Source organism: Streptomyces sulfonofaciens (genome assembly GCF_014656295.1).
GTDB lineage: Bacteria > Actinomycetota > Actinomycetes > Streptomycetales > Streptomycetaceae > Streptomyces > Streptomyces sulfonofaciens.
On the sequence record NZ_BNCD01000021.1, the window covers coordinates 69,411 to 94,708 of the forward strand.

22 protein-coding genes are annotated in these 25,298 nt (G+C 73.5%); 10 read left to right on the forward strand and 12 right to left on the reverse strand.

Going from position 1 to position 25,298, the window contains the following annotated elements; all coding sequences use genetic code 11:
- Nucleotides 1-25: 25 nt before the first annotated feature.
- Nucleotides 26-1,600 carry an MFS transporter gene (locus IE313_RS27660; RefSeq protein ID WP_189936950.1) on the reverse strand — a complete coding sequence of 525 codons (1,575 nt, stop codon included), beginning with the start codon at nucleotides 1,598-1,600 and terminating at the stop codon, nucleotides 26-28.
- Nucleotides 1,601-1,703: 103 nt separating this feature from the next.
- On the opposite strand from IE313_RS27660, the gene IE313_RS27665 reads away from it, so the two are divergent.
- On the forward strand, nucleotides 1,704-2,144 hold the full coding sequence (locus IE313_RS27665) for a winged helix-turn-helix transcriptional regulator (RefSeq protein ID WP_189936951.1): 441 nt from the start codon (nucleotides 1,704-1,706) through the stop codon (nucleotides 2,142-2,144).
- Between the two features lie 29 nt (nucleotides 2,145-2,173).
- Here the strand turns inward: IE313_RS27665 and IE313_RS27670 are convergent, their stop codons facing one another.
- Nucleotides 2,174-3,298, reverse strand: a complete 1,125-nt coding sequence (locus tag IE313_RS27670) for a glycosyltransferase (protein ID WP_189936952.1) — start codon at nucleotides 3,296-3,298, stop codon at nucleotides 2,174-2,176.
- Nucleotides 3,295-3,831, reverse strand: coding sequence for a WcaF family extracellular polysaccharide biosynthesis acetyltransferase (locus IE313_RS27675; protein WP_229925004.1), 537 nt, complete (start codon nucleotides 3,829-3,831; stop codon nucleotides 3,295-3,297). The genes IE313_RS27670 and IE313_RS27675 overlap by 4 nt, the downstream gene beginning before the upstream one ends.
- A gap of 333 nt (nucleotides 3,832-4,164) precedes the next feature.
- Here IE313_RS27675 and IE313_RS27680 point away from each other — a divergent pair, with 333 nt between their 5' ends.
- Entirely contained in the window at nucleotides 4,165-5,589 is a 1,425-nt protein-coding gene (locus tag IE313_RS27680; RefSeq protein WP_229925005.1) for a hypothetical protein, read from the forward strand.
- Here the strand turns inward: IE313_RS27680 and IE313_RS27685 are convergent.
- The 3 genes from IE313_RS27685 to IE313_RS27695 form a co-directional block, all read right to left on the reverse strand.
- A complete protein-coding gene (locus IE313_RS27685; protein ID WP_229925006.1) occupies nucleotides 5,549-6,784 on the reverse strand; it encodes an MATE family efflux transporter in 1,236 nt (411 codons plus the stop codon). The genes IE313_RS27680 and IE313_RS27685 overlap by 41 nt on opposite strands.
- An 80-nt stretch (nucleotides 6,785-6,864) precedes the next feature.
- Complete coding sequence (locus IE313_RS27690; protein ID WP_189936955.1) at nucleotides 6,865-8,595, reverse strand: tyrosine-protein kinase domain-containing protein; 1,731 nt, start codon at nucleotides 8,593-8,595, stop codon at nucleotides 6,865-6,867.
- A complete protein-coding gene (locus IE313_RS27695) occupies nucleotides 8,592-9,797 on the reverse strand; it encodes a glycosyltransferase (protein ID WP_189937046.1) in 1,206 nt (401 codons plus the stop codon). Before IE313_RS27695 ends, IE313_RS27690 begins: the two co-directional genes overlap by 4 nt.
- Before the next feature lie 260 nt (nucleotides 9,798-10,057).
- Between IE313_RS27695 and IE313_RS27700 the strand changes: the two genes are divergently transcribed.
- A complete protein-coding gene (locus IE313_RS27700) occupies nucleotides 10,058-10,528 on the forward strand; it encodes an FAD synthase family protein (RefSeq protein ID WP_229925007.1) in 471 nt (156 codons plus the stop codon).
- Here the strand turns inward: IE313_RS27700 and IE313_RS27705 are convergent.
- Entirely contained in the window at nucleotides 10,488-11,210 is a 723-nt protein-coding gene (locus IE313_RS27705) for a CDP-alcohol phosphatidyltransferase family protein (RefSeq protein ID WP_189936957.1), read from the reverse strand. The two genes, IE313_RS27700 and IE313_RS27705, sit on opposite strands and share 41 nt — an antisense overlap.
- 156 nt (nucleotides 11,211-11,366) lie before the next feature.
- On the opposite strand from IE313_RS27705, the gene IE313_RS27710 reads away from it, so the two are divergent.
- Complete coding sequence (locus IE313_RS27710) at nucleotides 11,367-11,918, forward strand: DUF309 domain-containing protein (protein ID WP_189936959.1); 552 nt, start codon at nucleotides 11,367-11,369, stop codon at nucleotides 11,916-11,918.
- A gap of 36 nt (nucleotides 11,919-11,954) precedes the next feature.
- On the opposite strand, the gene IE313_RS27715 is transcribed toward IE313_RS27710, so the two are convergent.
- Together IE313_RS27715 and IE313_RS27720 are read right to left on the reverse strand one after the other, a co-directional pair.
- Nucleotides 11,955-12,707, reverse strand: coding sequence for a sulfite exporter TauE/SafE family protein (locus IE313_RS27715; RefSeq protein WP_189936961.1), 753 nt, complete (start codon nucleotides 12,705-12,707; stop codon nucleotides 11,955-11,957).
- Between the two features lie 426 nt (nucleotides 12,708-13,133).
- Nucleotides 13,134-14,321, reverse strand: coding sequence for a thiolase family protein (locus tag IE313_RS27720; protein ID WP_189936963.1), 1,188 nt, complete (start codon nucleotides 14,319-14,321; stop codon nucleotides 13,134-13,136).
- Nucleotides 14,322-14,680: 359 nt separating this feature from the next.
- On the opposite strand from IE313_RS27720, the gene IE313_RS27725 reads away from it, so the two are divergent.
- The 4 genes from IE313_RS27725 to IE313_RS27740 all read left to right on the forward strand — a co-directional run bounded on the left by IE313_RS27725 (nucleotide 14,681) and on the right by IE313_RS27740 (nucleotide 18,890).
- Entirely contained in the window at nucleotides 14,681-15,328 is a 648-nt protein-coding gene (locus tag IE313_RS27725) for an HhH-GDP family DNA glycosylase (RefSeq protein WP_189936965.1), read from the forward strand.
- Between the two features lie 576 nt (nucleotides 15,329-15,904).
- Nucleotides 15,905-17,035 (forward strand): PP2C family protein-serine/threonine phosphatase, encoded by a 1,131-nt coding sequence (locus IE313_RS27730; RefSeq protein WP_189936967.1) that lies wholly within the window; start codon nucleotides 15,905-15,907, stop codon nucleotides 17,033-17,035.
- Between the two features lie 821 nt (nucleotides 17,036-17,856).
- Complete coding sequence (locus IE313_RS27735) at nucleotides 17,857-18,570, forward strand: glycoside hydrolase family 11 protein (protein ID WP_189936969.1); 714 nt, start codon at nucleotides 17,857-17,859, stop codon at nucleotides 18,568-18,570.
- 62 nt (nucleotides 18,571-18,632) lie between these two features.
- Nucleotides 18,633-18,890, forward strand: a complete 258-nt coding sequence (locus IE313_RS27740; protein WP_189936971.1) for a hypothetical protein — start codon at nucleotides 18,633-18,635, stop codon at nucleotides 18,888-18,890.
- Between the two features lie 394 nt (nucleotides 18,891-19,284).
- On the opposite strand, the gene IE313_RS27745 is transcribed toward IE313_RS27740, so the two are convergent.
- Nucleotides 19,285-20,238, reverse strand: coding sequence for an alpha/beta hydrolase family protein (locus tag IE313_RS27745; RefSeq protein ID WP_189936973.1), 954 nt, complete (start codon nucleotides 20,236-20,238; stop codon nucleotides 19,285-19,287).
- A 678-nt stretch (nucleotides 20,239-20,916) separates the two neighbouring features.
- Entirely contained in the window at nucleotides 20,917-21,888 is a 972-nt protein-coding gene (locus IE313_RS27750) for a glycoside hydrolase family 6 protein (RefSeq protein WP_189936975.1), read from the reverse strand.
- Between the two features lie 1,488 nt (nucleotides 21,889-23,376).
- Between IE313_RS27750 and IE313_RS35605 the strand changes: the two genes are divergently transcribed.
- Both IE313_RS35605 and IE313_RS35610 read left to right on the forward strand, forming a co-directional pair.
- Complete coding sequence (locus IE313_RS35605; RefSeq protein WP_229925008.1) at nucleotides 23,377-24,096, forward strand: glycoside hydrolase family 5 protein; 720 nt, start codon at nucleotides 23,377-23,379, stop codon at nucleotides 24,094-24,096.
- Nucleotides 24,093-24,434, forward strand: a complete 342-nt coding sequence (locus IE313_RS35610) for an RICIN domain-containing protein (RefSeq protein WP_229925009.1) — start codon at nucleotides 24,093-24,095, stop codon at nucleotides 24,432-24,434. The genes IE313_RS35605 and IE313_RS35610 overlap by 4 nt, the downstream gene beginning before the upstream one ends.
- Before the next feature lie 264 nt (nucleotides 24,435-24,698).
- On the opposite strand, the gene IE313_RS36070 is transcribed toward IE313_RS35610, so the two are convergent.
- Nucleotides 24,699-25,250, reverse strand: a complete 552-nt coding sequence (locus IE313_RS36070; RefSeq protein WP_268256791.1) for a TetR/AcrR family transcriptional regulator — start codon at nucleotides 25,248-25,250, stop codon at nucleotides 24,699-24,701.
- Between the last annotated feature and the right edge of the window lie 48 nt (nucleotides 25,251-25,298).

Here is a 25,298-nt window from a genome sequence, read left to right on the forward strand (position 1 = left end):
GCCGCCGGTCGTGTGACCGCGAGTGTCAGGTGTCCGGGTGGTCGCCGGCGGTGTGGACGCCGTCCGCCGCGGCGGACGGCAGCGGCTGCGCGCCGGACCGCGGGCCGACGACGGACGGGGCGGGCGCCGCGCCGGACGGCGGATCGGCGTCCGGCCCCTGATCGATGCCGGGACGCGGTGCGGCACCGCTGTGCATACGGGTCGTCATCGCGGCCGCCGCCAGCGCCGCGGCGACCGCCACGGCGGCGAGGAAGGTCCAACCCCGCCGGAAGGCGTCGAGTCCCGGCGCCGGGCCGTAGACCACCACCAGCAGGGCGACACCGAGCACCGCCCCGATCTGGCGCGCGGTGTTGATCAGGGACGAGCCCGCGCCCCACTGGTGGGACGGCAGCACCGTGCCGACCACACCGGAGAGGCTGGGCAGGATCAGCCCGACGCCCAGGCCGGTGAGGAACTGGCCGGGCAGCAGTTCGGTGGCGTAGTGCGGCGCCTCGCCCATCCGCCAGACCCAGGACGCCGCCCCGGCCGCGAACGACAGCGCACCGGCGGCCGCGACGGGCCCGGGCCCGAACCGCCCGGCGAGCCTGCCCGTGGCCGTCAGCGAGACCACGACCACCACCGCGGGCCCCGGTGCCAGGGCGAGTCCGGCGGCGATCACCGAGTAGTGCCAGCTACCGGTCAGGAAGAGGACGTTGCCGAAGAGCATGCTGCCGAACCCGACCGTGAAGAGCAGCATCGCCGTACAGGCCAGCCACAGCGGTGGCCGGGACAGCGCGGCGAGATCGAGGACCGGGACGGGATGCCGGCGGGAGCGCAGCGCCACCCACGTCAGGGCGAGGGCCGACAGCGCCCCCGCGGCCAGGATCCGTGGACTTCCCCAACCGTCGTCGGAGCCGGAGACCAGCGCCCAGGTGAGGGCGCCGATGCCGAGCACGAGCCCGCCGGCACCCGGCAGATCCGGTACCCCCGAGGACGTGTCCTTGCTCTCCCGCAGGATCTTCGGCCCGAAGGCCAGCGCGAGCAGTCCCACCGGCAGGTTGACCAGGAAGATCCAGCGCCAGGAGAGCGGGACGAGCAGCCCGCCCAGCGGCGGCCCTGCGGCGGCGGCCACGCCTCCCACCGCCGACCAGACGCTGACCGCCACCGCGCGGCGGGCGGCGGGGAAGGCCGAGAGCAGCAGCGCGAGCGAGGTCGGCATGACCAGGGCGGCGCCCAGGGCCTGCACCGCGCGGAAGGCGACCAGCAGCGGGATCGTGGGGGCCGCGGCGCAGGCCGCCGAGCCCGCGGTGAACAGCGCCGTGCCCACCAGGAACGCCCGCCGCCGGCCGTAGCGGTCGGCCAGGCGGCCGGCGGGCGCGAGGAAGGCGGCGAAGACGACCGTGTAGCCGTTGAGCACCCAGGAGGCGTTCGCCAGGTCTTCGCCGGGGAACGCCTGGCGGATCGCGGGCAGCGCGATGTTGACGATGAACAGGTCCAGGCTGGCCAGGAACACCGCGGACGACACCACGAGCAGCACCGCGCCCGGGGCGGCCCCGGCCCGGGCGGCACCGGAGGCGGGCGGGGCGGGGATGCGCGGGGTCTGCTGCGGAGGTGGTGCCATCGCGAGGACTCCTCGGTACGGGCTCTCACCGGGTGGGTTCGGTGAAGCGACTCGGTCAGCATAGCCAGTCGCTTCACCGAACGCACCCGGTACACTGGCGCCGATGCTGCGCCGCGACTACGACACCCAGGTCTGCTCGATCGCCCGCGCCCTGGAGGTGGTGGGCGAGCGGTGGTCCCTGCTGCTGGTGCGCGACGTGGTCTTCGGTGTGCACCGGTTCGAGGACTTCGTCGAGCGGCTCGGCATCACCAGGAGCGTGCTGACCGCACGCCTGGAGCGGCTGGTGGGCGAGGGCGTCCTTGAGCGCAGGCCCTACCAGGAGCACCCCGTGCGCCACGAGTACCTGCTCACCGAGAAGGGCAGGCAGTTGTGGCCGGTGCTGATCCACCTGGCCAGGTGGGGCGACACCCACTACCCGTCCCCCGAGGGCCCGCCGCGCGCGTTCCTGCACACCGGCTGCGGCGGCGCGCCCGACGGCCACCTGCTCTGCACACGCTGCGGCGCACCGCTCGACGCCGCGAACACCACCTCGCACCCGCGCTGACGCGGCCGCCGCGTCGTACGCCGGCGAGGCTACGCGGCGGTCGCGCGCACCCGCTCGTACTCCCCCAGCAGCGTGTCGAGCACCGCGTCCATCGAGAACGCCTCGGCGCTCAGCGCCCGGGCCGCCGCCGAGGCGGCCCGGCGGGTGTCCGGGTCCAGCAGGTCGAGCACCGCGCCCGCGATGCCGTCCGCGTCCGCCACCACCCGGCCCGCAGCCGCCTTCGCCACGTCACTGGCCAGACCGTTGGAGCGGGTGACGACGACCGGAGTGCCGACGGCCATCGCCTCAAGCACCGACATGGGAAACGGCTCGTCCACGGACGGCAGCACGTAGACGTGCGCACGGCGCAGTTCGGTGAGCATCTGCGCGCCGGTCAGCGGCCCGGGGAAGAGCACCTTGTGGGCCAGGCCCAACTCGTCGGCCAGGGCCCGCACCGCCGTCAGCTCGCCCTCGTCGGGACCGGCGACCACGAACTCCGCGGCCGGGTTGCCGCGCAGCACCTCGGGCGCCGCCGCCACGAAGTCCCGCGGCCGCTTGCGCTCCTGGAGCCGGGCCGCGTACAGGATGCGGGGCGGCCCGGCGGGCGCGGCGCCCGCGTCCTGGGCGGGCACCCCGTTCACCAGCCGCACCGCGCGGGCCCGCGCGAAGGGGCCGGCCACCTCTTCCAGGGCGCCGCGCTCGTGGTCCGTCAGGTACAGCAGCCGGTCCGCCGACCGCAGCACCCTGCGCACCGCGAGGGCGTCGAGCAGCCGGGCCGACGCGCGCCCGCTCGGGTCCACCATGCCGTGGGTCTGCAGCACCAGCGGTCTGCGGGCGCGCAGCGCGGCCAGTGCGACGGGCAGCGTGACCAGGTCGCGGGCGAGGTGGACGTGGACCACGTCGGCGCCGCGCACCAGCCGGCCGGCACCGGCGAGCAGCGCGGGCGACGTCAGGCCGCTGAAGCCGAGCGGCAGGACCCTGCGGGCCGGGTACAGCCGCGCGGGCACCCCTTCCACCTCCGTGGGCGGCGGCCCGGGGAAGCCGTCGGCGAGCGCGACGAGGCGGGGCTCGTGGCCCCGGGCCGCCAGCCCCTTGGCGAGGTTCAGCGCCACACGCACGGGACCGCCGAAGGCGCCGGTGGGGCTGTGCAGGGTGACCGCGTGCAGGACCTTCATGCCGGGTCCTCGACGGGCCGCCGGCCGGCGGCGGTGTGCAGGGTCAGCTCGGGCAGGTCCCGGTCGAGGACGGTGCCCGCGGCGACCACGGCGTGCCGGCCGACGCTGACCCCGGCCAGCACGGTGGCGCGCGCGGCTATCCAGGCACCGTCGGCGACGGTGACCGGGGCGTTGCGGTACCGGAAGTCGGCGGCGCGGTGGTCGTGGCTGCCGGTGCACAGCAGCGCCTCCTGGGAGAGGCAGACGTGCGAGCCGAGGGTGACCGGTTCCAGATTGAGGATCCAGGCGCCCTCGCCGATCCAGGTGTGGTCGCCGACCGTCAGCTTCCACGGCCACAGGACGCGCACCCGGTGCCTGATGAGCACCCCGGTGCCGATCCGCGCGCCGAACGCGCGCAGCAGCGCCACCCGCAGCCGGGCGGGGCAGAACCACGCCATGAAGAGCGTGTTCAGCACGGCGAACCAGAGGGCCTGGACGAGTCTGCCGCGCCCCTTGTCGTAGCCGGCCAGGGTGAAGGCCGTCAGATCGCGCACCGCTGTACCCCCCAACGGCGCCCCCTCGAACGCCTGTCGAAGCAGCCTAACGGTAACCGCGGGGTGACACGGCGGCGTCGGTAGACTGCCCGCGGGGACGCCCCCTCGGGTGGGGCGAGTTGGGGGGCGGTCGTGCCGCAGGTGCCGCGGGACGGGAGTGCGACGGAGGGCTCCGCGGACGCGCGGTCCGCTGCCGGGGCCCGCCGCGGTCCCCGCGCGCCGGCGCCCGGGCCCGGGGCACCGCCCACCGGGGCCACGGCTCCCGCCGCGTCCGGGGGCGAGGACGCACCCGGCGCGCCACGGCCCGCTCCCGGCGCGCGGGGCCCCGCCGCGGTGTCGCCCCGTACGCTGCTCTCCCGAGCGCTGTCCGTGCCGCTGGTCCTGGGGCTGTCCGTGCTGCTGCCGCTGGCCGTCGCCGCCCAGCCGGGGGCGGGCAGCAGGGACGCGGCGTACTGGCTCCAGCTCACCCTGACGGTGTACGCGGGTGCCCGGCTGTCCGCGATGATCCTCACCGGCCGCCGCAAGCTGCTGCAGGGGTCGTTCTGGCTCTTCGTCTACATGGCGATGGGTGTGGCGCCGCTGGCGCAGACGGTGCTCGGACAGGTGCCGACGCCGGTGGTCGGGCCGCGCTCCGACCTCACCGAAGCCATCGCCCTGGTCCTGATCGGCTGTGTCGCCTTCGACGTCGGGGTACTGCTGGCCAGGCACCGGCCCGGTGGCACGGGCCGGGGCGAGTCGCGGCCGGCCCTGGTGCACCGGCACCGGTTGAGCCTGCTCGTGCTGCTCGCGTTCGCGGGCAGTGCGGCGCTGGTGGTGAAGCTGGGCGGGCCCGCGGTGTTCTTCAGCAGCCGTCAGGAGATCGTCGCCGACCTCCAGGAGGCCGGTATCTCCCAGGCCGACTCGCAGGCGGGCCAGGCATTCCTGCGCGGCTTCGGCACCGTGCCCGCGCTGATCGCACTGCTGGTCTACACCCGCCGTCTCGTCACCTCGCGGCGCTCCCGGCGCTCGCCCGCCGTGCTCGCGGTGTGGGTGGCGCTGCTGGCGGTGAACACGGTCGTCAACAACCCGGTCTCCAACCCCCGCTACTGGTTCCTCACGGTCCTGTTCTCCCTGCTGTTCACCGTCTTCCCGGTCAGCGCGGCGATGTACCGCTCGGCGCTGAGCCTCGGGGTGGTGATGGCCCTGGTGGTGTTCCCGTTCGCGGACCGGTTCCGCTACGACGAGCTGAACTACCACCCCCTCCAGACGACCTCGGTGCTTGAGCCGCTGGCCATCAAGGACTACGACCAGGTGGGGATGTTCGCCAACACGGTCACGTTCGTCAGGTCGGGCGAGGGGCACACCTACGGCAGGCAGCTCGCGGGTTCCCTGCTGTTCGCGGTGCCGCGCTCGGTGTGGCCGGACAAACCGCTGGACACCGGTGTGCTGGTGGGGCAGTGGATGGGTGCGGTGAACACCAACCTGTCCTCGCCCGTGTGGGCCGAGCTGTGGATCGACGCGGGGCCGGTGGGCATGGTGGCGGGCTTCCTCGCCATGGGGTACGCGGCGGCGCGGGTGGACCGGCGCTACGCCCACCGGGCGCGCCGGCGGGCCCCGCCGGGCAGCCTGATCGCCCTGGTGGTGCCGCTGGTCGCGGGCTACTCGTTCATCCTGCTGCGCGGGCCGCTGCTGCAGGCGTCGGGCCGGGTGGCCATCGCGCTGTGCTGCATCCTGCTGATCACGACACGCCGTCAGGATCGGGGTGCCGCGCTGCGCTGACGCCGGTGCGCGCCGCACGCTCCGCGGGCCGGGGTCTCAGCACCCGCAGCCAGGCGGCCGTGGCCTTGAGCGCCGAGCCGGCGGCCAGCCCCCAGGCCGCGCCCGACGCGCCGCCGACCCGGTAGCCGGTGAGCATCAGGACGACCGTGAGCAGGGAGAACACCACCTGGACTGACAGGGTGGCGCGGGGGGTGAGCACCCGCAGGGTGACCAGGGCGCAGGTGCCCAGGCCCATCACGGCGTACTGGCCGCCCGTGGCCGGCAGCAGGGCGGCCGCGGACGGCCAGGTGGCACCGAGGATGTGCCGCCCCGCTGAGGCCGGCAACGCGTACAGCACGGCGGCCCAGCCGAGGCCGAGCGCGGCGAGCACCGCTCCGAGCGCCGCGGCCGCCCTGGTGGTGGCGCGCCGTCCGCCGAGCCGCCCGAGGACCGGCGGGCCGAAGGCGTTGACGGAGGTGAACAGGACGTTCAGCGGGCCGAAGAGGGTGGTGGCGCCACGCAGCGCCCCCACCGCGAGCGGGTCGGCGAGCAGCCCGAGGGCGAGCACCGCCAACTGGCTGGAGGCGTTGCCCACGCAGAACTCGACGGCGAACCGCATCCCCAGGTGGCCGCGGCGCAGGTAGCCGCGCAGCCGGACGGCGGCGCCCGTGGCGAAGGGCCGCAGCAGCCCGAGACCGAGCAGCAGCGCGGGCACCGCCGACAGGCCCCAGACGGCCACCAGCCGGGCGGGCGTGGCGTGCTGCGGTTGCAGGACGAGCGCCGGGACGACGCACAGCAGGCGCAGTGTGTCGGCGGCGAGGGCGCGACCGGGCCTGCGCAGCGCGGAGAACGCGTACCGCAGCCCGTCCTGAACGAGTACCAGCGGCAGGACGAGGCCGAGCGCGGCGAACGCGCCGCCCTGCCGCCCCCCGGCGAGCAGCCCGCCCAGCAGGAGCGGGCCGCCCGCGGCGCAGGCGGCACAGGCCGTGAAGGCGACCGCGGAGCGGCACGCGGCGCCGAGCGCGTGCTCGTCGCCGCGCTCAAGCACCAGGGCCTGGCCCACGTACGCCACGTTGAGGCCGAGCAGCACGGTGAAGGTCAGGTAGACCATCGAGAACGCGGCGAAGCCCGTGGTGGTGGAGACCCTGGCGGCGATGACCAGGACCAGGATGTTGGTCAAGCTGGAGGCGGCCTGGTCGAGGACGGAGGCCGCCACGGCCCCGGTGAGCCGGCTCCGCACGACCGGTCGCCCGTCCGCCGGCGGGCCTTCGGGGCCCTGCGGCCCCGGGCGGTCGCTCACCTGTCGCCCGCGCGCACGCCGCGCGGGGCGACGATGTCCCCGTCGTCGTCGAGGAGTGCGCGCCGGGTGCTGTGCACCTTGCGGGGTCCCGGCGGGGGTTCGGGGGCCGCCTGCCGTCCCGCTCGGTGGCCGCCGCCCGCCGCGCCGCGCCGTTTGCCGCGCCGGGCCCGGCCGCCCTCGGTGTGGATGACGGCCCCCAGCACGGTGCCGCCCGCGCCGCCGATCAGCTCCCGCACCCGGGCCAGGTCCGAGCGGTGCACGGCGCGCGGGTCGCACACGATCAGGACGCCGTCCACCCGGTCGACGAGCGCGAGCGCATCGGCGTAGGCGAGGACGGGCGGGGCGAGGACGACGACGGTGGAGCCGGGGTCGTCCGCCTCGGCGATCAGCCGGGTCATCCGGGACGAGGTGAGGGCCCGGGGCACGTTGCGCACCCGCTCGCCCGGCACCAGGTCGAACATGCCCGACTCGCCCGCGTCGACGGCGAGGTGGCCGCCCCCGGGCCAGTCGGCGCCGTCCTGGCCATGGGCCCGGGAGGTGGGTTCCGGCAAGGTCCACTGGGGGCGCGGGGTGGTGGTCGTGCGGAGCCGTTCGACGAGCGAGGGGGTGCGCAGGTCGGCCTCGACGAGCAGCACGTCCTTGCCGGTCTCGGCGAACGACGCGGTGAGGTTGCAGGCGACCGCCGCGACCGCCGCGGCCGGTTCCGCGCCACCGCGGGGCGCCACGACCAGCAGCCGGCGGCGGTCGGCGAACCGGTCGTCGTAGGCGAGCCGGAAAGCGATCGAGCGGTACTCCTCGGCCGCCCGCGAGTCGCTCTGGCCGCCGACGAGCAGGACGCCGGTGCCGCCGCGGGGCAGGATGCCGAGCACGGGCGCGCGCACCGCCCTGGCGACCTCGCCCGCGGAGCGCGGGGTCGGGTCGAACACCAGGCGCACCCAGGCGGACAGCAGTCCGAGGGCGATGCCGACGGCGCCGCCGAGGCCCAGCGCCATGAGCAGGCCGGGGCCGTCGGGGGCGCTGGGCGGCACGGCTTCGCGGATCACCGTGCCGGGTGTCATGTCGAGCGCCTTGAGGCTGCTGATCTGGCCGTTCAGCTCGGTGATGCGGTTGAGGAGGTTGGCCTTCACGGCGTAAGCGGAGTCAGTGGCCGAGCCGCCGTCGGGGAGCTGGGCGATCTGCTTGGTGATGTCCTCGTGCTGTTTGACGAGCGGGGCGAGCTGGTCGCTGTACTTCTTGATCATGCTGCCCCTGACCTGTTCCCACTGGCTCTTGCGCAGTTCCAGGTAGGCCACGGTGAGGGCGTTGGCGCGGCGGGCCGCCTGTGCCGGGTCGGCGGCGGTGTACGTGAAGTGCAGCACGAGGGTCTGCGGCGGGTTGGTGACCTGGAGTCCGTGCTGGAGGTCGCCGCTGCGGTCGGTCATGCCGAGGTCGTGGGCCGCCACCTGGGCGACGCTGCTGCTGAGCGCGGTCTGCCGCTCGGAGCCCATGTTGAGGGTCTTGTCCACCGAGACGGCGGGGTTGAAGGGGTCGTTGGTGGGCGCCCGCAGCACGATGTCGCTGCTCGCCGCGTAGGAGTCGGCCCCGGTCACCCCGAGCCAGGCACCGCCGAGCAGGCCGACGCCGATGCCGCCTCCGATGAGCCAGCGGTAGCGCAGCAACTGCCGGAACTGCTCGCGCAACTGGTCGGGTTCGTCCTCGCCCCTGGCCGGAACATGTGTGTCGGTCACGTGCCTGGTCCCCCCAAGGCCTCGTCGATGAGTGCGTCGATCCGCGCCAGGCCCGCCTCCCGGGAGAGGTGGGCGGCCACGTGGCGGGGCCCCTCGGCGCCCAGCGCGTCCGCCAGGGCCGGATCGGCGGTGAGTCTACGCACCGCGGACAGCAGTTCGGCGGGGTCCTCCGGGGCGACCAGCACTCCGGCGCCGGAGCGCCGCACCTCCTGCGCGGTGCCGCCGGCCGCGGCCACGGCCGCCACCACCGGCCGTCCGGCGGCGAAGTACGAGGTCAGTTTGGAGGGCACGCTCATGTCGAGCACCGAGGCACGCTGGGTGACGGCGAGCACGTCGGCCGCGGCCAGCACCTCGGGGAAGTCGTCGGCGGCGGCGGGCGGCAGGAAGTCCACGTTGGGCACATGGGCCGCGAGCCGCGTGAGGGCCTCACGCTGGCTGCCGTCGCCCATCAGCACGAAGCGGATCCCCGGCTCCCGGCGGGCCGCCTCGACAAGTACGTCGAGGCCCTGTTTGAGGCCCATGTTCCCGGAGTGCAGCACCACGGCCTGCCCCGCCGGCCAGCCGAGCCGGGCCCTGGTCTCCTCGCGGGGCGCACGGGGCCCGGGCACATGGGACCAGTTGGGCACCAGGCGGATACGGCCGCGGTCCACGCCCAGGGCCGTGACCCGGTCGACGAAGGTCTCGTGGATCACGCCGACGAGCGCCGCGCGGCGCAGCGCGTATCCCTCGGCCCGCTCGGCGAGTGACGCCGCCCGCGAGCCGCCCCGGATGCCGCTCTGCGCCGCGGCCGCCCCCATCAGGTCCTGGACGACGGGTATGTACGGCACGCGGTGGCGGGCCGCGAGCCGGGCGCCGAGCAGTCCGCCGGCCAGGCTCGGCATCTGGGCGAGCACGGCGTCCGGGCGGCCGGTGCGGGGCGGCGCGAGCAGGCCGTGCGTCAGCACGGAGGCCTCGAACAGCGCGCGCCGCCCGGCGGTCTGACGGGGCGGCACCGTATGGCGCCTGCGGTGCACCAGCACGCCGGCGCGCCGCTCGGTGCGCCGCCAGACGCCGGCGTAGGAGGCGTCGAGGCGCCAGGACGGGTAGTGCGGCATCCCGGTCAGCACATGGGTCTCATGGCCGCGCCCGGCCCAGTGCTCGGCGATCTGCGTGGCGTACGGCCCTATTCCGGCGTGCTCCGGTGCGTAGTTCGTCGACACCAGTAACAGCCTGCGGTGCGGCGTCCGGGCGCTCCCGTCCCGCTCGTCCTCACTCACCCGGTGGTCCCCTCCCGGATCCGCTGGCAGCGTCCGGCCGGCGGTCGGCGGAAGCTGCGATCACCCTCATCGTTCACCATACGGGCACGAATTGTGCACGCTATCGTCGAAGACCGCGCACGGCCCGGCCGGCCGGGGCGCGCACGGGCACGAACGAACCCTGGGGGGTACGGGTGACAGCGGGCGGACCGGGCAGAAGGTGGCGCGTGGGGTACGCACCAGGAGCGTACGACCTCTTCCACATCGGGCACCTCAACATCCTCCGCCACGCACGCGCGCAGTGCGACTACCTGGTGGCCGGTGTGGTCTCGGACGAGATGGCGGAGCAGGCCAAGGGCCGGCGGCCGATGATTCCGCTGGTGGAGCGTCTTGAGATCGTGCGCAGCGTCAAGTACGTGGACGCCGCCTTCGTGGAAACGGTTCCCGACAAGCTGGAGACCTGGCAGCAGGTCCGCTTCGACGTGCTGTTCAAGGGGGACGACTGGCGCGGCACGCCCAAGGGCGACCGGCTGGAGAGCGACTTCGCGTCGGTGGGCGTGAGCGTCGTCTACTTCCCGTACACCGTGCACACCTCCAGCACGCAGTTGCGCCGTGCGCTGGACGTGCTGGGCGGCCGGGGCGGCGGCGAGGTGCCGTTCAGCGGGGAGCTGCGGTCAGTTCCCGGAACCACTTCGTGAGGAACGCCGGCAGGAAGAGCCAGGCCGCGGCGCCGAGGGCCGTGTAGGCCCAGCGGAACCACGACCCGTCGCCCAGCAGCAGGAAGACCAGGCAGAACACGCCGTGGTCCACGGGCAGCAGGGCCACCGCGCGCAGGGTGGACGGCGCCGCGGCCGGTCCCCCCGCGGCCGCCTCCGGCTTGAGCTTCTCGGTGAGCAGTCCGCCGAAGAAGGTGACGACGGCCGCGAACTGGAAGCCCAGCGGGACCAGCAGCCAGGCGTCGCCGGTCAGGCCGAAGTGGTCCGGGTGACGGTCGAAGGCGATCAGCACGGCGGTGTGCAGCGCGGTGATCTTGGCGCAGTCCACGACGTGGTCCAGCCATTCGCCCGCCGGGCTGCCGGTGCCGCGCAACCGGGCCAGTTGGCCGTCCGCGGAGTCGAAGGCGAAGCCGACCGCGAGCCCCAGCCACACCACCAGGCCAAGGCCCCGGGACGGCCCTTCGGTGGCGACGCAGGCCACCGCCGCGAAGCTGAACACGGCGCTGATCGCGGTGACCTGGTTCGGCGTGAGGCCGAGCCCGTACGCGCCGGCCGCCAGCCAGCGTCCGGCCGGCCGGTTCACATGGCGCGAGTACAGCGAGACGCCCTTGGCGGACTTCTGCGCGGCCCTCAACCGGGCGTGCGCGCCCGTCACACTCCCCATCCGTGTCCCCCCATGGTCCCTCGGCCCCCGCCAACATCACCACACGGACCTCCCCGCAGCAAGGACACCTGCGGGCCGCGGATTCGTCCGCCGCCTTCCGTCCCGGTCCACCGCAACGCTCCCGCCCGTTTCGGGTCCCGGCGGTCGCGCTGGACAATGGGGCGCATGGACGACGACGAAGGCGAGAGCGGCACGGGGCGCCCGGCGGGTCCGGACCGGGACCGGGACCGGGACGGCCGGGCCAGGAACGCCCGCCCCCGGGACGGGCTCGGCCGACCCCTGCGCTACGGCGCGCAGGGCACCGCCCGGCAGCCTGAGGGCATCTCCCGGAGCCCCACCGCCACCATCGACGAGGCCCAGCTCCTCCTGGACGAGGGCAAGCCCTTCCACGCCCACGAGGTCTTCGAGGACGCCTGGAAGTCCGGCCCGGCCGCGGAGCGCGCCCTGTGGCGTGCCCTGGCCCAGCTCGCCGTCGGCCTGACGCACGCGGCCCGCGGCAACGCGAAGGGCGGCGCCCGGCTGCTGCGGCGCGGCGCCGAGGCCGCCGGCGACTGGTGCAGCACCGCCGCACGGCTCCAGCCGTACGGCCTCGACGTGCCGGGTCTGACCGTATGGGCCCGGGAGCTGGCGGATGCGGTCGACGAGGACGGCTCTCCCGTCGACGCGGCGGCCTGGGCTCCCCGGCTGCGCGGCGGGGGTCCCGGCTGAGCCCTGGTCACATCACGGCGGCGCCGCCGACCGCCGTCAGCGCAGCAGCAGTTCCAGGCCGCCGAGCACGGTGGCGGCGATCACCAGTTGTTCGAAGAGGCGCTGGTTGATCCGGGCCACGCAGACCTTTCCGATCAGTGCGCCGGGCAGGACGAAGAGGGCGAGTTCCGCGTCCAGCAGCAGGGAGTGCCCGTCGATCAGGCCGAGTCCGGCGCTGAAGGGCACCTTCGAGGTGTTCACTATCAGGAAGAACCAGGCGGACGTGCCCAGGAAGCTCAGTTTCCGGAAACCGGCGGAGAGCAGGTACAGCGACATCACGGGGCCGCCCGCGTTGGCGACCATCGTGGTGAAGCCGCCGAGCACCCCGTAGGAGTGGGCCTTCAGCCGCTCGCCGTGGCCGGCGGACCCGGGCGGCTCCTCGTCCCGGACGGCTCGTCTGCGCCAGACGGTGATCGCTGCCATCAGCAGCAGGATCGCTCCGATCGAGGTGCGCACCGCCTCGTCGTCCGCCCACACCAGGAAGAGCGTGCCGACCACGACCCCGGCGGCGACGGCCGGGAACAGCCGCCACAGGGTGGGCCAGTGGGCGTGCCGCCGGTAGGTGAGGACCGCCAGCACGTCGCCGGTGATCAGGATGGGCAGCAGGACGCCGGTCGACTCACGGGCCGGGAGCACGGCGGCGAACACCGCGAGGCTCACCGTGTTGGCGCCGCTCACGGCGGTCTTCGCGAACCCGACGAGCGCGGCCGCCGCGGCGAGCGCCATGAAGTCCCACAAGGTGATGTCCATACCGGGGACAGATGCTATGCCCACGCATCACCGCGGGTAAGGCCGCCCTCTTCGCATCCGCGACGGTACCCGCCGCGCCCGGCATGGCTCGTGGGTGCCGGCACCGATGCCGGTGCCGGTGCTGTCGGCGGGTCGGCGGGTCCGCGGGCCGTGTGCCGGCTTGCACGCCCCGGGGGCGCACCGCTCCCCCGCCCGCCTGCGGGCCCCGCCCTGGCCGACCACGCGCGTCGCGCCCCGGCCGGTCATGCCCCGGCCGGTCGCGCCCCGCCCATTCGCGCCCCGGCCGATCGCGCCCCGCCTCCACACGCTCGGGCGGGCGCACCGAACAGCTTCACGCCGGGGCAGGGGCGCCGAGCCGATTCATACCGGGGCGGGCCCGAACCGCCTCGCCCCGGGGCGGGCGCGCCCGGGCTGGGCGCCCACCGCTCAGGCCCGCTCGACGAGTACCGCGCTGCCCTGGCCCACGCCGACGCACATCGTGGCCAGGCCCCGTGCGGCACCCGTGCGCCGCATACGGTGCAGCAGGGTGGTCAGGATGCGGGCGCCCGAGCAGCCCAGCGGGTGTCCGAGCGCGATGGCGCCGCCGTCCGGGTTGACCAGCTCGGGGTCGAGTCCGAGGGTGTCCACGCAGGCCAGCACCTGTGCCGCGAACGCCTCGTTGAGCTCGGCCTCCTGGATGTCGCCGATGGACCAGCCGGCCCGCGCCAGCACCTTCCTGGTGGCCGGCACGGGCCCGACGCCCATGATGTCCGGGTGCACTCCGGCGGAGGCGCCGCCGACGTACCGGCCCAGGGACTCCAGGCCGTATTCGTCCAGCGCTTCCTCGCTGACCAGCAGGAGGCCGGCCGCGCCGTCGTTCATCGGCGAGGAGTTGCCCGCGGTGACCGTGCCGCCCTGCCGGAACACCGGCTTCAGCGCGGCCAGCTTCTCGTACGAGGTGTCGACCCTGATGCCCTCGTCGGCGTCGACGACCACGTCGTCCTGGCGGGTGACGGGGAGCAGTTCGGCGTCGAAGCGGCCGTCCTTGCGGGCATCCGCGGCCCGCAGGTGGCTGCGCAGCGCGAAGCCGTCCTGGCGCTCCCGGGAGATCGAGTACCGCTCGGCGACCTCCTCCGCGGTCTCGCCCATCGCGAGCAGCCCGTGCAGGTCCTTCATCCTGGGGTTGATCAGCCGCCAGCCGAGCCGGGTGTCGGCGGTCTCCATGCGTTGCGGGAACGCCTTGTCGGGGCGCGGCAGGACGAACGGGGCCCGGCTCATGGACTCCGAGCCGCCGGCCAGCACGACGTCGGCCTCGCCGGCGGCGATGGTGCGGGCCGCGGTGGTCACCGCCTCCAGGCCGGATGCGCACAGCCGGTTCACGGTGGCACCGGGCACCGAGTCGGGAAGCCCGGCGAGGAGCGCCGCCATGCGCGCGACATTGCGGTTGTCCTCGCCCGCCTGGTTCGCGGCGCCCCAGTACACGTCGTCGATGCGGGCCGGGTCGAGACCGGGCGTCTCGGCGAGCAGCCCCCGGATCACGGTCGCGGCGAGGTCGTCGGGACGCACCGAGGAGAGGGCCCCGCGCAGCTTGCCGACGGGGGTGCGGCGGGCGGCGGCGAAGTGGACTGGACGCACGATGGCACTCCTGGTGTGAGGAACCGGTGGACGGTACCGGCACCGCGTGGTGGGCGGTCGGCGGACACCCTTTAATTAGCACCGCTAGTTTCGGACTATAGCCCGCCTCCCCGCGCCTGTGAAGCGTCCGCCGCCAGGGCCGGGCCGCAGGGCCCTGCCCTGCGCGAGCGGGGGCATGGGGGCGCGTACCAGCGGGCCCCGCACCGCGGGCGCGGGGCGCGCGCACGTTTCCGCCAGGGGGCGGCCGGGCACTCGGTAGCGCGGACATCCGGCCCAGCGCCGGTGCCGGTGCCGGTGGCGGTGCCGGGAGAGGGGGAGGCCGGGAGACCGGGAGCCGCCGAGCGGAGGAGGTGCACCACATGCCTGCCCAGAAGAAGGTGATCCGGGAACTGCTCGCCGCCGAGGGCCGGACCTTCGCGGCGGACGCGGGCATCCGTCTCGCCAACACCCCGCAGCCGCTGTACCGCACCCTCGTGCTCGCCACTCTGCTCAGCGCCAGGATCCGCAGCTCGGTGGCGGTCGCGACGGCACGCGCGCTGCACGACGCCGGACTGCGCAGCGCACGCCGGATGGCGGACGCCACCTGGCAGCAGCGGGTGGACGCGCTCGGCGAGGGGGGTTACCGGCGTTACGACGAGCGCACGGCGACCCAACTGGGCGAGGGCGCCCGGCTGGTGCTGGACGCCTGGGGCGGCGATCTGCGCAGGCTGCGCGCCGACGCGCACGGCGACGTGGCCGAACTGCGCCAGTTGCTCCAGCGCGTGCCGGGACTCGGCCCGACCGGCGCGGACATCTTCCTGCGCGAGGTGCAGGGCGTCTGGCCGGAGGCCGCGCCCTACCTGGACGCCAAGGCGATCCAGGGCGCCCGCCGCCTGGGCCTGCCGGACGAGCCCGAAGCACTGTCCCGGCTGGACGAGAACCACGAGCCCGCCGCCTTCGCCTCCGCCCTCGTACGGGCCGCCCTGGACAAGAAGGTGGCCGACGAGGCGCTGCGGCAGGCGGCCTAGCCGTTCCGCCACGGGTCCACCGTCCGCAATCCGCCGTCCGCCGTCCGCCGTCCGCCGTCCGGGGACACCTGCCCGCAGGACGGCGCCGGGGCGGGGGCAGGCCCGTGCGCGTCACCACGCCCGTGGCCCGCGGTGCGCCCGCTCGGCCGGCCGGGGAGGCGTCACTCCATCGCCGTCCGCCCGGGCGGCCAGGCCGTACCCCGCCTCCGACCCCGGTCGTTGGGGAAGCAGCACGGGTCCGCCCACTGACAGGGAGCCATCCATGACTGCGGAACTCCCGGGCCCCTCGGGACCGGCCGGCGGCGCCACCGCCGGTGCCGCCGTGAGCGGCCCCCCGGAGTGCGGGTCCGGCACCGCCCCGGGCAGCCCGGTGGGATGCGCGCGGTCCGCCGCAGTCGCGGTGTCCCCCACCGTGCCCCGCGCCGCGCTCCCCACCGGCCCGGTCCCTCGGTGCGCGCGCCGGTCGGACCGCGGTGGGCTGACGGCACCGTGACCGTACGGGGACTCCTCCGCCGCCTCGTCCCTCCGGCCGAGGGCCCGGCCGCCACTCCCTGGCCCCGCGTGCAGCCGAAGGCCATGACCCTGAGAAGGCTGCTGACGGAGCGGTACGGGCCGCTCGGGGTGGCACTGGCCATGATCGCGGTGATCCTGCTCGCCGGATTCCTGCTGCCCACCTCCCAGCACCTGGCATCGCTCATGGTGACCGTCCCGGCGACCACCGCCGCACTCGCAGGGTCCCGGGTGACCGCCGTCATCGCCGGCCTCTCATGCGGCGGCGCCCTCATCCTCGACGCCTACGACGGCCTGCTGGACACCTCCATCTTCGCGGTGCACCTGCTGGCGATCCTGCTCGTCTCGGGGTTCGTCATCGGCTTCCGCAGCCTGCGCGAGCGCAACATCAGGGAGCTGACGGAGGTGCGCACGGTCTCCGAGACGATGCAGCGCATCCTGCTGCGCCCGCTGCCGCCGCGGATGGGTTCCCTGCTCATCCGCTCGGCGTACCACGCCTCCCATCCGCACGCCCTGATCGGAGGTGACCTCTTTGCGGCGGTGCGGACGGCCGACGGGGCTCGGGTGATGATCGGCGATGTGAAGGGCAAGGGGCTGCCTGCGGTGGAGGACGCGGCGGCGCTGCTGGGCGCGTTCCGCGGGACCTCGCACAGGACGCTTCCCCTGCGGCAGCTCGTGGCGGACCTCGAAGCGAATGCGCGGAGCTATTTCTCGGAGGCCGCGATGGTCGACCCGGACGCCGTTGAGCGTTTCATCACCGTGCTGGTGCTGGAGGTTCCGGAGGGCGCGGGGGAGGTCAGGATGGTCAACTGCGGGCATCCGCCGCCCTATCTCATCAGCCCCCAGGGAGCCGGTGTGGTGCTGCCGCAGCGCCCCGCTCCCCCGCTCGGCCTGGGCAGCGTCCACGCGGAGGACTACCTCGTCGACACCTTTCCCTTCACCCCCGGATCCACACTGCTGCTGTACACGGACGGCACCTACGAGGCCCGCGACGCGGAGGGCCGGTTCTACGACCTGGACACCCGCGTCGCATCGTGGCCGGGCTCGACCCCGGACGAACTGCTGAGCCACGTGCTGTCGGGCCTGACGGCACACGTCGGCGGCGAGATGGGGCTGGACGACGATGTGGCCATGGTCGCCCTGCAGCCAGGCCCGGCGGGCTCGCCCCGTACGCAGGGGACGGGGGCCGCACGGTGACGCAGGCCCGCCGCAGACCGGGCACGGCTGCGGATGCGGCGTCCGTCCGGCAGACGCGCCGTGGCGCCGGAGCCCGTGCGTCCGCGCCTTGTACGGCGACGCGCGCCCCTGCGTACCGGTACGCACCCGTGGGCGCGGGTCATGCCACCGCGCCGTCGAACGCCCCGGCGCGGAACCGGCTCCCGGTCGTGCACGACTCGCGGTCGGCGCTCTCGTCGTGGGCCACGCCGGGTGTCGCGCCGGGAGGGGGCGCTGGTGCGGAAGCCGTGCGGGGCACCGCCCCCACGACGAGTCGCCGGTCCGTCTTGGAGCGATGCAGGTGGCGGAAGTCGCGGCCCACTCGGGTTCCGCCCCGGACGATGCCCCTCTGCCTTCTGGTCGATCAGCTCGACGAGCCCGTCACAGCGCGGGACCGAGACCCCGAAACTTTCGACAACGTTGACAATTCCACTACTTGCACTGAGTCCAGCGGGAGCACGGTCGAGTCCGCGCATCAGCAGCAGGGCCTATGCAATGACCAGGCACGATAGATGACGGAAGATGCATAACAGCAGCCCGCAATTTTTCGAAATCCTGTCGAAATCGTTGACAGGCCAGATGCTGTCGACCCACTCTTTCGGCATCGACGGACCCCGGTACCCGTCGACCTGGACGAGCAGCGCGAGGGGCCGTGTGGTCGTCGGCCGCACGGCGAGCCACCCCCGCTTCCGCGTTGCGCGATGCCATATGCGGGTCGGCGGCGTCCTGGCCATCTGACAGGCCGGCTGGGCGACACCAGGCGACCGGCCCCTGTCCCAACCTTCACGAGAGGAAGCGCACGCATGAACGAGACCGGACCCACCAACGGTGCCGCAGCTCACAGGATCGGCCGCCGAGGCTTCCTCGGCGGCGCCGGTGCTCTGACGCTCGGGGCCGCGTCCGGGCTGCTGCTGCCCGGTACGGCCCACGCCTCGGCCGACTACACCATCACCGGCAGCCAGACCGGCTACGACGGCATGTACTACTCCTTCTGGACCGACGGCGGCGGGTCGGTCTCCATGAACCTCAACGGCAACGGCAGCTACAGCACCCAGTGGAGCAACTGCGGCAACTTCGTCGCGGGCAAGGGATGGAGCAACGGCGGACGCCGAACGGTCCGCTACAACGGGTACTTCAACCCGTCGGGCAACGGATACGGAGCCCTCTACGGCTGGACCTCGAACCCGCTGGTGGAGTACTACGTCGTCGACAACTGGGGCAGCTTCCGGCCCACGGGCAGCTTCAAGGGCACCGTCTACAGCGATGGCGCTACGTACGACATCTACCAGACCACGCGCTACAACGCCCCGTCCGTCGAGGGCACCAGAACCTTCAACCAGTACTGGAGCGTCCGGCAGCAGAAGCAGTTGAACAGCTCCGGCACCATCACCACCGGCAACCACTTCGACGCCTGGGCCAGCCACGGCATGCCCCTGGGCAACTTCGCCTACTACATGATCCTCGCCACCGAGGGCTACCAGAGCAGCGGCAGCTCCAACATCACCGTGAGCGGATAACTCCCGGCCGATCGGAAGGGCGTCCCGACCCGGATCACCGGTCCAGTTGCTCCGGACGGCAGGTGACCGCCGAGCCCACGGCAACGGCAACGGCCAGTGCCTGGGCGCCGGGCATGTCCACCGCGCGGCGCAGCCGCAAGGACATCCACCGCGGCCAGAGCCCCTCCACGGACCGCGTGCCGATCGACTTCGACTGCGCCCAGCACCCCAGCGCACAGCGTCCCGGGCACTACGACGACCCGGACCTGCCGGGTGGCGGCCACCACGGCCACCCGGGTGGTGCCGTTGTCGCGTTGGGGGAGGCCGCCCGCAGCCTCTGACGCAGGCCCGCCCGCCGCTGCGGTCCTGGCAGGGACCGAAGTGAGGGGTGGGCGGCGAACGGGCCGGTTGGCCAGGCCGCAGGAGCGCGGGACCGGCACCCGGGCGAGTAGTGCGGTGAGGCCGAGCAGCAGTACGCGTCGCCGACACGGATGGTGCGGATGTTCGCGAAGTCCTGCCGGACGACCGCGTGGGAGAACGACGCGGCGGCGGCCGGGAAGCTGTCGGCCGCCGCCGCGCCGGGTCCGGTGGCGAGGGGCACGGCGGTTGCCGTCACGCGGCCGCAGGCGACCGGGCCAGGACATGTGAGGGCTCTGCTTGGACGGCGGACCGGAGTGTGGTGAGTGCCCTGCATGCCCTGTCCCGGTGAAGCCGGTCCGGACCGCCCGGAGAGGCTCAGCCGAGCACGGCCTCCCACTTGGTGCCGTTCACGGTGGCATCGGCCGCCAGACGAGCCCGGGCGGTGGTGTCGCCGTACAGGCCCCAGCGCATCCAGTCCACGAAGGTGGCGCGGGTCTGCGGATAGGTCACGCCGTTGTCCCACACGTAGGAGTCGTGGTTCTGCCCGAGGTGGGTCAGGAACGCCTTCGGCGCGGCAGACTCCGCGTAGGCCTGACGGGCCGAGGAGTACGCGCAGATGGGGTCCCGGTCACCGTGGATGAACAGCACGTTGGCTCTCACTGCGCCTGTCGGGTTGCCCATGTCCACGCACGCGAACGGGACCGCGGCCCTGATCCGGGTGTCCGGCCAGGCGGTGAGCAGGCCGTGGGTGGTCATGCCGCCCAGCGAGTGACCGGCCGCACCAACGCCCACCGTGGTGTCCAGGTGCCCCGCGAACGGGTCGCCGGACGTGGTGTTCAGGGCGAGCGTGTTGGTGATGACCTGGGAGACGTCCTTGGACTGGTTGCCGTTGTAGACGTCCTGGATGTTGCCCTCCGTACCGGTGGAGGTGGTGGGGAAGACGGGAGCGGCGACCACGAAGCCGGCCGCGGCCAGCGGCAGGATCTCGGCGAGGTAGACCTCGGGGTTGCCGCCGAGGCCGTGGCTGAACTCGGCGACCGGAAAGACACCGTCGAAGATCGGGGCGTCCCGGACCGGAGTACCGCCCGGGGCGCCCGTGGCCGACGGGTACCAGACACGGGTGGTCAGCCTGCGGCCACCGCGGTTCCAGGCGAACTCCCGCACACCGAGGGCGAACGTCTGGGTCGGCGCCCCCTGCGAATGGGTCGGCGCCCCCTGCGAAGGGTTTCCGGCGGCGGCTGCGGGGGCTGGACCAGCACCGAGCAACGCGGCGGCACCGACCGCACCGGCCGCGGTCGAACTCAGGAACGTGCGCCTGCGCAAGGACATGGATGGCTCCTTGTGTGAAGGGGGTGGGGTGAGCCTCTTGAGGCACCGGGGTCCGGCCACTTCCGTGGCCCGACACGGCGTGCGAAGTCGCCCCCGGTCCTGATTGCTTGTGCCGGGCCGGACCGCCCTCCCGTGCGGCCCGGCCCGCTTCCTGACGATGGTTCGCGGGTGGGGTGTACGAGGAGGCAGGCCCAGTCGGCGGGGCAGTTGGGGATAGTCACCGCCGGAGTCGGGCTCTCGTCCCTGGCGCGCCGCCGGAGCCACTGGTCCGGAAGTCCATCGCAGCGGACCGGCTCCCCGGGGTACCGGGTCACCGGGGTCACTGCCGACCGAGTACGTGGGGTCGCCGGTCCGGTGGACGAGGTACCGTCCAGGATCCGGCGGGCAGTCGGCCACGGCGGCCATGCGCAGCCGGTGCCTGACGGGCTCCAGGACCCTCTCGGTCTGCGCGCGGCGCAGGCCGGGTGCGGACGAGGCCGCGAACGACGACGCCCCGCCAGGGGAATCGAGACCCCGCGCCGCGTCGGGTCACTGCGGCGCGAGGCCGGATCGGTGGGCGCCGCGGTGCGGATCCCCAGACCGGTCCTGCCCCGGCAGGGACACGACGCCCGAAGGCGGAGGGCCACCGGCCTCGGCGCCGGCGCGGTGCTCCGGCGCCGAGACGACCGACGGGCCAGGTCAGTAGCCGTAGATCATCTTGTAGGCGACCTCCGGCAGGAACTGCCCCGCCGTGGAGCCCGATCCGACGCCGCAGTCACCGTCGGACTCACCCGGCGTCTTGATCCACAGGAGCATCTCGGCGCCGTCGCCCCCCTCCTTGGTAGGAGTGCCGATCTTGCGGCCCGCAGGGTTGCACCACGCACCGTTGGAGCCGTTGCCGTTGCGGCTGGTGTCCACGACGAACGGCTTGCTGTAGCCGTGGCGCTGCCTCAGTGCCTGGTTGATGCTGCCGGCGTAGGACGCGTTCTGGGAGGTGGTGAAGTAGTTCGAGACGTTGAGGGCGAAGCCCCTCGCACGGCTGAGGCCGGCGGCGTCGAGGTGCTCGGCCATGGTCGAGGCATCGGCCCAGCCGGGGTTGCCCGCGTCGAGGTAGACCCAGGCGTTCGGCGCCTTGGACTGGAACTGCGAGAGGGCGTTGATGATCATGTTCTGGCGCTCGTTGATCTTGTCCTGACTCATGCAGCCGTAGTCGCCGAGGGAATCGGGCTCGAGTACGACGACGGCAGGACGGCTGCCGATGCCGCCGGCGAAGGCCCCGATCCAGCGGGCGTACTCGGACGGCGACGCGGCTCCGCCCGAGGACTGCCCACCGCAGGCGTCCCGGCCGTAGATGTTGTAGGCGACGAGGATCGGCAGCTTGTTGGCGGACTCGGCCGCGCCGGCGAAGGAGCCGGTGGCGGAGCCGATATCACCGCTCCAGGAACCGAACCAGCGGGCAGCGGGGACGTTGGCGATGGAGTTGCGGATCGCGGAGGCGCGCCCGTCACCGGGATTGGCGGCGGCCCAGGCCGCCGGACTGGAGTTCGGGTCGACATAGAAACCGCTGGTCGCGGTGAGCGGATCGGGTGCCGCCTGCGCGGACGGTGACGAGGCCAGGAACAGCGGCAGGGCAAGGCAGGCTGCGACTGCCCCGCGTATGAGTTTGCGCATGAACGTACCTCATTCATGGGGATGGAAGCGCCACGCGGCTTTCGTCCATAGCCCGCGACGCGGGGATGCGACGGCGCCGACTGCGGCACTCGGATACGAGCTGCACGACAACGGCCGCCGAAGGAGCTGTGGGAGCGCTCCCAGTCACTGGCGAGAGCCTGGGGCGCACTCTCGGTATGGTGTGTGTGCCGCTGGACGCTGTCAAGAGGCACCACGCAGACGCTCCCCCCTTGATAACGAAGAAGAAGCTGAGGTCAGGAAGCCGGAATCGCTCCCGACCGTTCCTCGCGACGCATCTTCGCGACCAGCGAGGAGAAGGGTCCGCAGGCCACTACGCACGTGCCGCGTCGACAGCCCACACCGGCGAGGTGGCCGAGCGTGCCGACGTCCCCCGTTCGGGGCCTCCCGAGTACGGAACGCCCCCCGCCTCACCCGCGGCGAGCGCGAGGCCGGCCGACGGGCCATCAGGGGACTCGGCCACGTGCCGAACGCGACGGCACGAGCACCGGCACCCCGTCGGCAAGTCGCGGCCACCCCCGTCGTACCGGGAGGGACACCGCCGATCTTCGCAGACCTGTTCTTCACGACGGTGATCGTCGATGCGTCCACCGGCGGGGAGGAGCCGACCCGAACTCACGCCGCGCCTCTCAGCCGCCGCCCGCCGCCGACGGCACGTGGAGAAGCTGCCGCGCGCGCGGAATGTCGGCGCATCATGCTCAGGACGGCACGGGAGACGATCCCTTGCTCCGCATCGCCCGGGAGACGGAACGGAGCTGCCGTGGTCCTCCGCGGGCGCTCAACGGATGCCGAGCCACCGTGGTTCGTGGACGTCGACAACGTCGGCGGCACGCCCCACGCTTCGGTGGCACGCCCCACGCTACGGAGCACCTGCTCGCCCTCGGACGGAGGCGGGTTGCGATGATCCGCGGGACGCAGGAGGCCCAGGCCGGCCCTGCGCGGCCGCACGCTCGCCCGACGGGATCGGCTCGCTGATGTGCATGACGACCCTTGCTGTTCAGCGGCATTGACCGGTGCACACCCTGCGCACCCCTTTCACTGGACATCCCATGTGCCAAGAGAGTTGACGGCGCCCCCCACGAAGACGACCGACAGGGTTTTCCGTAGACCCCTTTCGACCTGCCGGTTCAAATCCTCGCCCTACGCACTCTGGACAACATCCAGGTAAGGACGTGTAAATTCATCCATGTCATGGGATGGCTCGTGCGGCAGGCGCCCCGTGGCCATGCGGTAGCGCTCGACGGGGATGCCCGCGCGGCCGTCAGCCGAGGGAGCGCGCACCCGCGGCCGAGCCGATCGCGGCAACCGAAGCAGTCGACCCACCGCCGCCCGCATCCGCGGACACCGAACGAAGCCCCGGAGCCCTGCCGCGACACCCGAACGGCGACGGCCGATCGCACCGGCACGGAAGGGGGCCGTCCGCACGACGGGTGCCGCGGCCTGGTCGTCGCACCGTGGTTGCACGGCAAGGTGGGCGACACGGCGTCCTTCAACCGGATGTGGGACACCGTCATCAACAGGTACGGCGGCCAGGGCAACTTCTACTTCGACATCATGAACGAGCCGTACGCGTACGGCGCCACCGATCTGACCGACTTCGAGGCAGCATGGCTGGCACGCTACCCCGGCCTTCCGCGCGACCACGTGATCGTGCCCGGCCTGTGGAGCGACGGGAACCTGTGCGAGGTCGGCGCCGACTCGCGGCTGTCCGGCACGCTGCTGTCGATCCACGTCTACGGCATGTTCGGTGACTCGCACTCCACCGAGGCGGCCTGGGCCAAGGACTTCACCGACAACCTGTGCGGCCATGCCGATCGCGCCGTGCCGACCGAGTCCGGAGTGCCGATGAACACCGGCGTCGACTACAACGGCCCTCGTGACGGCATGGACGACCTCTCCTACCTCTACGCGATCACCGATACCGTACGCGGCCTCGGCATGGGCTCGATCCTCTGGACCGGCGTCAAGGAGACCAACCAGACGCAGGGCCCGGGCCCCTGCGAGAACGCTTCCTGCGCCATCACCTCCCTCAAGGGCGCAACACCGACCTCTCCCTGGCCGTCACCAACCGGTCGGGGCTCGACCGCCTCCAGTGGGGCTGGGGCACCGGCACCAATCCCGGCGGGGGGCCCGGCGACGGCACCAGCGGCGTGCTGCGCGGTGTCGCCTCCCACCGCTGCCTGGACGTGACGGGGGCCAGCACCGCCAACAACAGTCCCACCGAGATCTGGGACTGCAACGCCGGAGGCAACCAGTCCTGGACCCTGAACTCGTCGAAGCAACTGGTGGTGTACGGCGCGAAGTGCCTGGACGCCTCCGGAGGTGGGACCACCGCGGGCACCGCGGTGGTCATCTACGACTGCAACGGCGGAGCCGACCAGCAGTGGAACCTCAACAGCGACGGCACCGTCACCAACGTGAAGTCCGGCCTGTGCCTGGACGTCACAGGAGCCGCCACCGCCAACGGAACTCCCGTCGAGCTGTGGAACTGCACCGGCGGCGGCAATCAGAAGTGGGCACGGCAATAGCGTGATGCCGATGCCGCGGCTCGGAAGGCGTAACCGTTCGGCTCCCCGGGGCCTGCCGCCACGGGTCCCCAAGCAGCCCGCCACCGCCTGTGCGGTCTCGTCGGGCGAGAGGGTGCGACCCGCTAGCACTCCGGGCGGCCGCTGTTACCGCAAGGGCGCTTACCGTGGCGGTTGGCCGGCCCTTGGTGGATGGCGTCCGCTCCGTGACGCCGGAGGCGGTGGAGCGAAGGCGTGCCGTCCGGCCCCGGGGGCGGGCTGCGGGCGTCAGGCGCGCAGCCCCCGCACCACGATGTCCAGGCACTGCGCCTGCGCGCCTCCCGTGTCCGGGTCCTTGGGAAGGGCGGCGACCAGGGCGAGTACCTGCTCGGCGGTGATGCCGGGGCGCACGAGGACCGACATGTGGTCGAGGAGTGCGGCGAAGGCGACGCGCATGGGGTGGCAGGCGGTGGCGACCGGGGAGGTGCCGGTGAGACCGGGGCCGACGTGGTGGCCGGCGCCCCTGAAGCGGGCGAGGGCCTCGTCGTACCGGCGCAGCCAGGAGACCAGGCCCTCCCAGACGGGCTCCTCGTCCAGCAGGCGGCGGGCCTCGGCGGCGAGACAGGCGGCCTGCTCCTCCATGAGGGCGCCGAGCAGGTGTTCGCGGCTCGGGAAGTGCCGGTAGAGCGTGCCGCGGCCGACACCGGCCTCGCGGGCGACTTCCTCCATGGGCACGTCCACGCCGGACCGGGCGAAGACGCGCTCACCCGCCGCGAGCAGCGCCGAGCGGTTGTGCACCGCGTCGGCGCGGCGGGAGGTGGCGTTGGGTGCTGCGTTCATGCCTCCGAACCTAATTGACAACCGGACACGGTGTCCATATCGTCCGGG

Excerpts from the sequence above, each read along its gene's own strand:
- IE313_RS27735 (WP_189936969.1), top strand. The coding sequence starts at position 17,857 with ATGAACGAGACCGGACCCACCAACGGTGCCGCAGCTCACAGGATCGGC.
- IE313_RS27730 (WP_189936967.1), top strand. The coding sequence starts at position 15,905 with ATGACCCTGAGAAGGCTGCTGACGGAGCGGTACGGGCCGCTCGGGGTG.
- IE313_RS27745 (WP_189936973.1), bottom strand. The coding sequence starts at position 20,238 with ATGTCCTTGCGCAGGCGCACGTTCCTGAGTTCGACCGCGGCCGGTGCG.
- IE313_RS27670 (WP_189936952.1), bottom strand. The coding sequence starts at position 3,298 with ATGAAGGTCCTGCACGCGGTCACCCTGCACAGCCCCACCGGCGCCTTC.
- IE313_RS27660 (WP_189936950.1), bottom strand. The coding sequence starts at position 1,600 with ATGGCACCACCTCCGCAGCAGACCCCGCGCATCCCCGCCCCGCCCGCC.
- IE313_RS27750 (WP_189936975.1), bottom strand. The coding sequence starts at position 21,888 with ATGCGCAAACTCATACGCGGGGCAGTCGCAGCCTGCCTTGCCCTGCCG.
- IE313_RS27665 (WP_189936951.1), top strand. The coding sequence starts at position 1,704 with ATGCTGCGCCGCGACTACGACACCCAGGTCTGCTCGATCGCCCGCGCC.
- IE313_RS36070 (WP_268256791.1), bottom strand. The coding sequence starts at position 25,250 with ATGAACGCAGCACCCAACGCCACCTCCCGCCGCGCCGACGCGGTGCAC.
- IE313_RS27715 (WP_189936961.1), bottom strand. The coding sequence starts at position 12,707 with ATGGACATCACCTTGTGGGACTTCATGGCGCTCGCCGCGGCGGCCGCG.
- IE313_RS27710 (WP_189936959.1), top strand. The coding sequence starts at position 11,367 with ATGGGGCGCATGGACGACGACGAAGGCGAGAGCGGCACGGGGCGCCCG.
- IE313_RS27705 (WP_189936957.1), bottom strand. The coding sequence starts at position 11,210 with ATGGGGAGTGTGACGGGCGCGCACGCCCGGTTGAGGGCCGCGCAGAAG.
- IE313_RS27725 (WP_189936965.1), top strand. The coding sequence starts at position 14,681 with ATGCCTGCCCAGAAGAAGGTGATCCGGGAACTGCTCGCCGCCGAGGGC.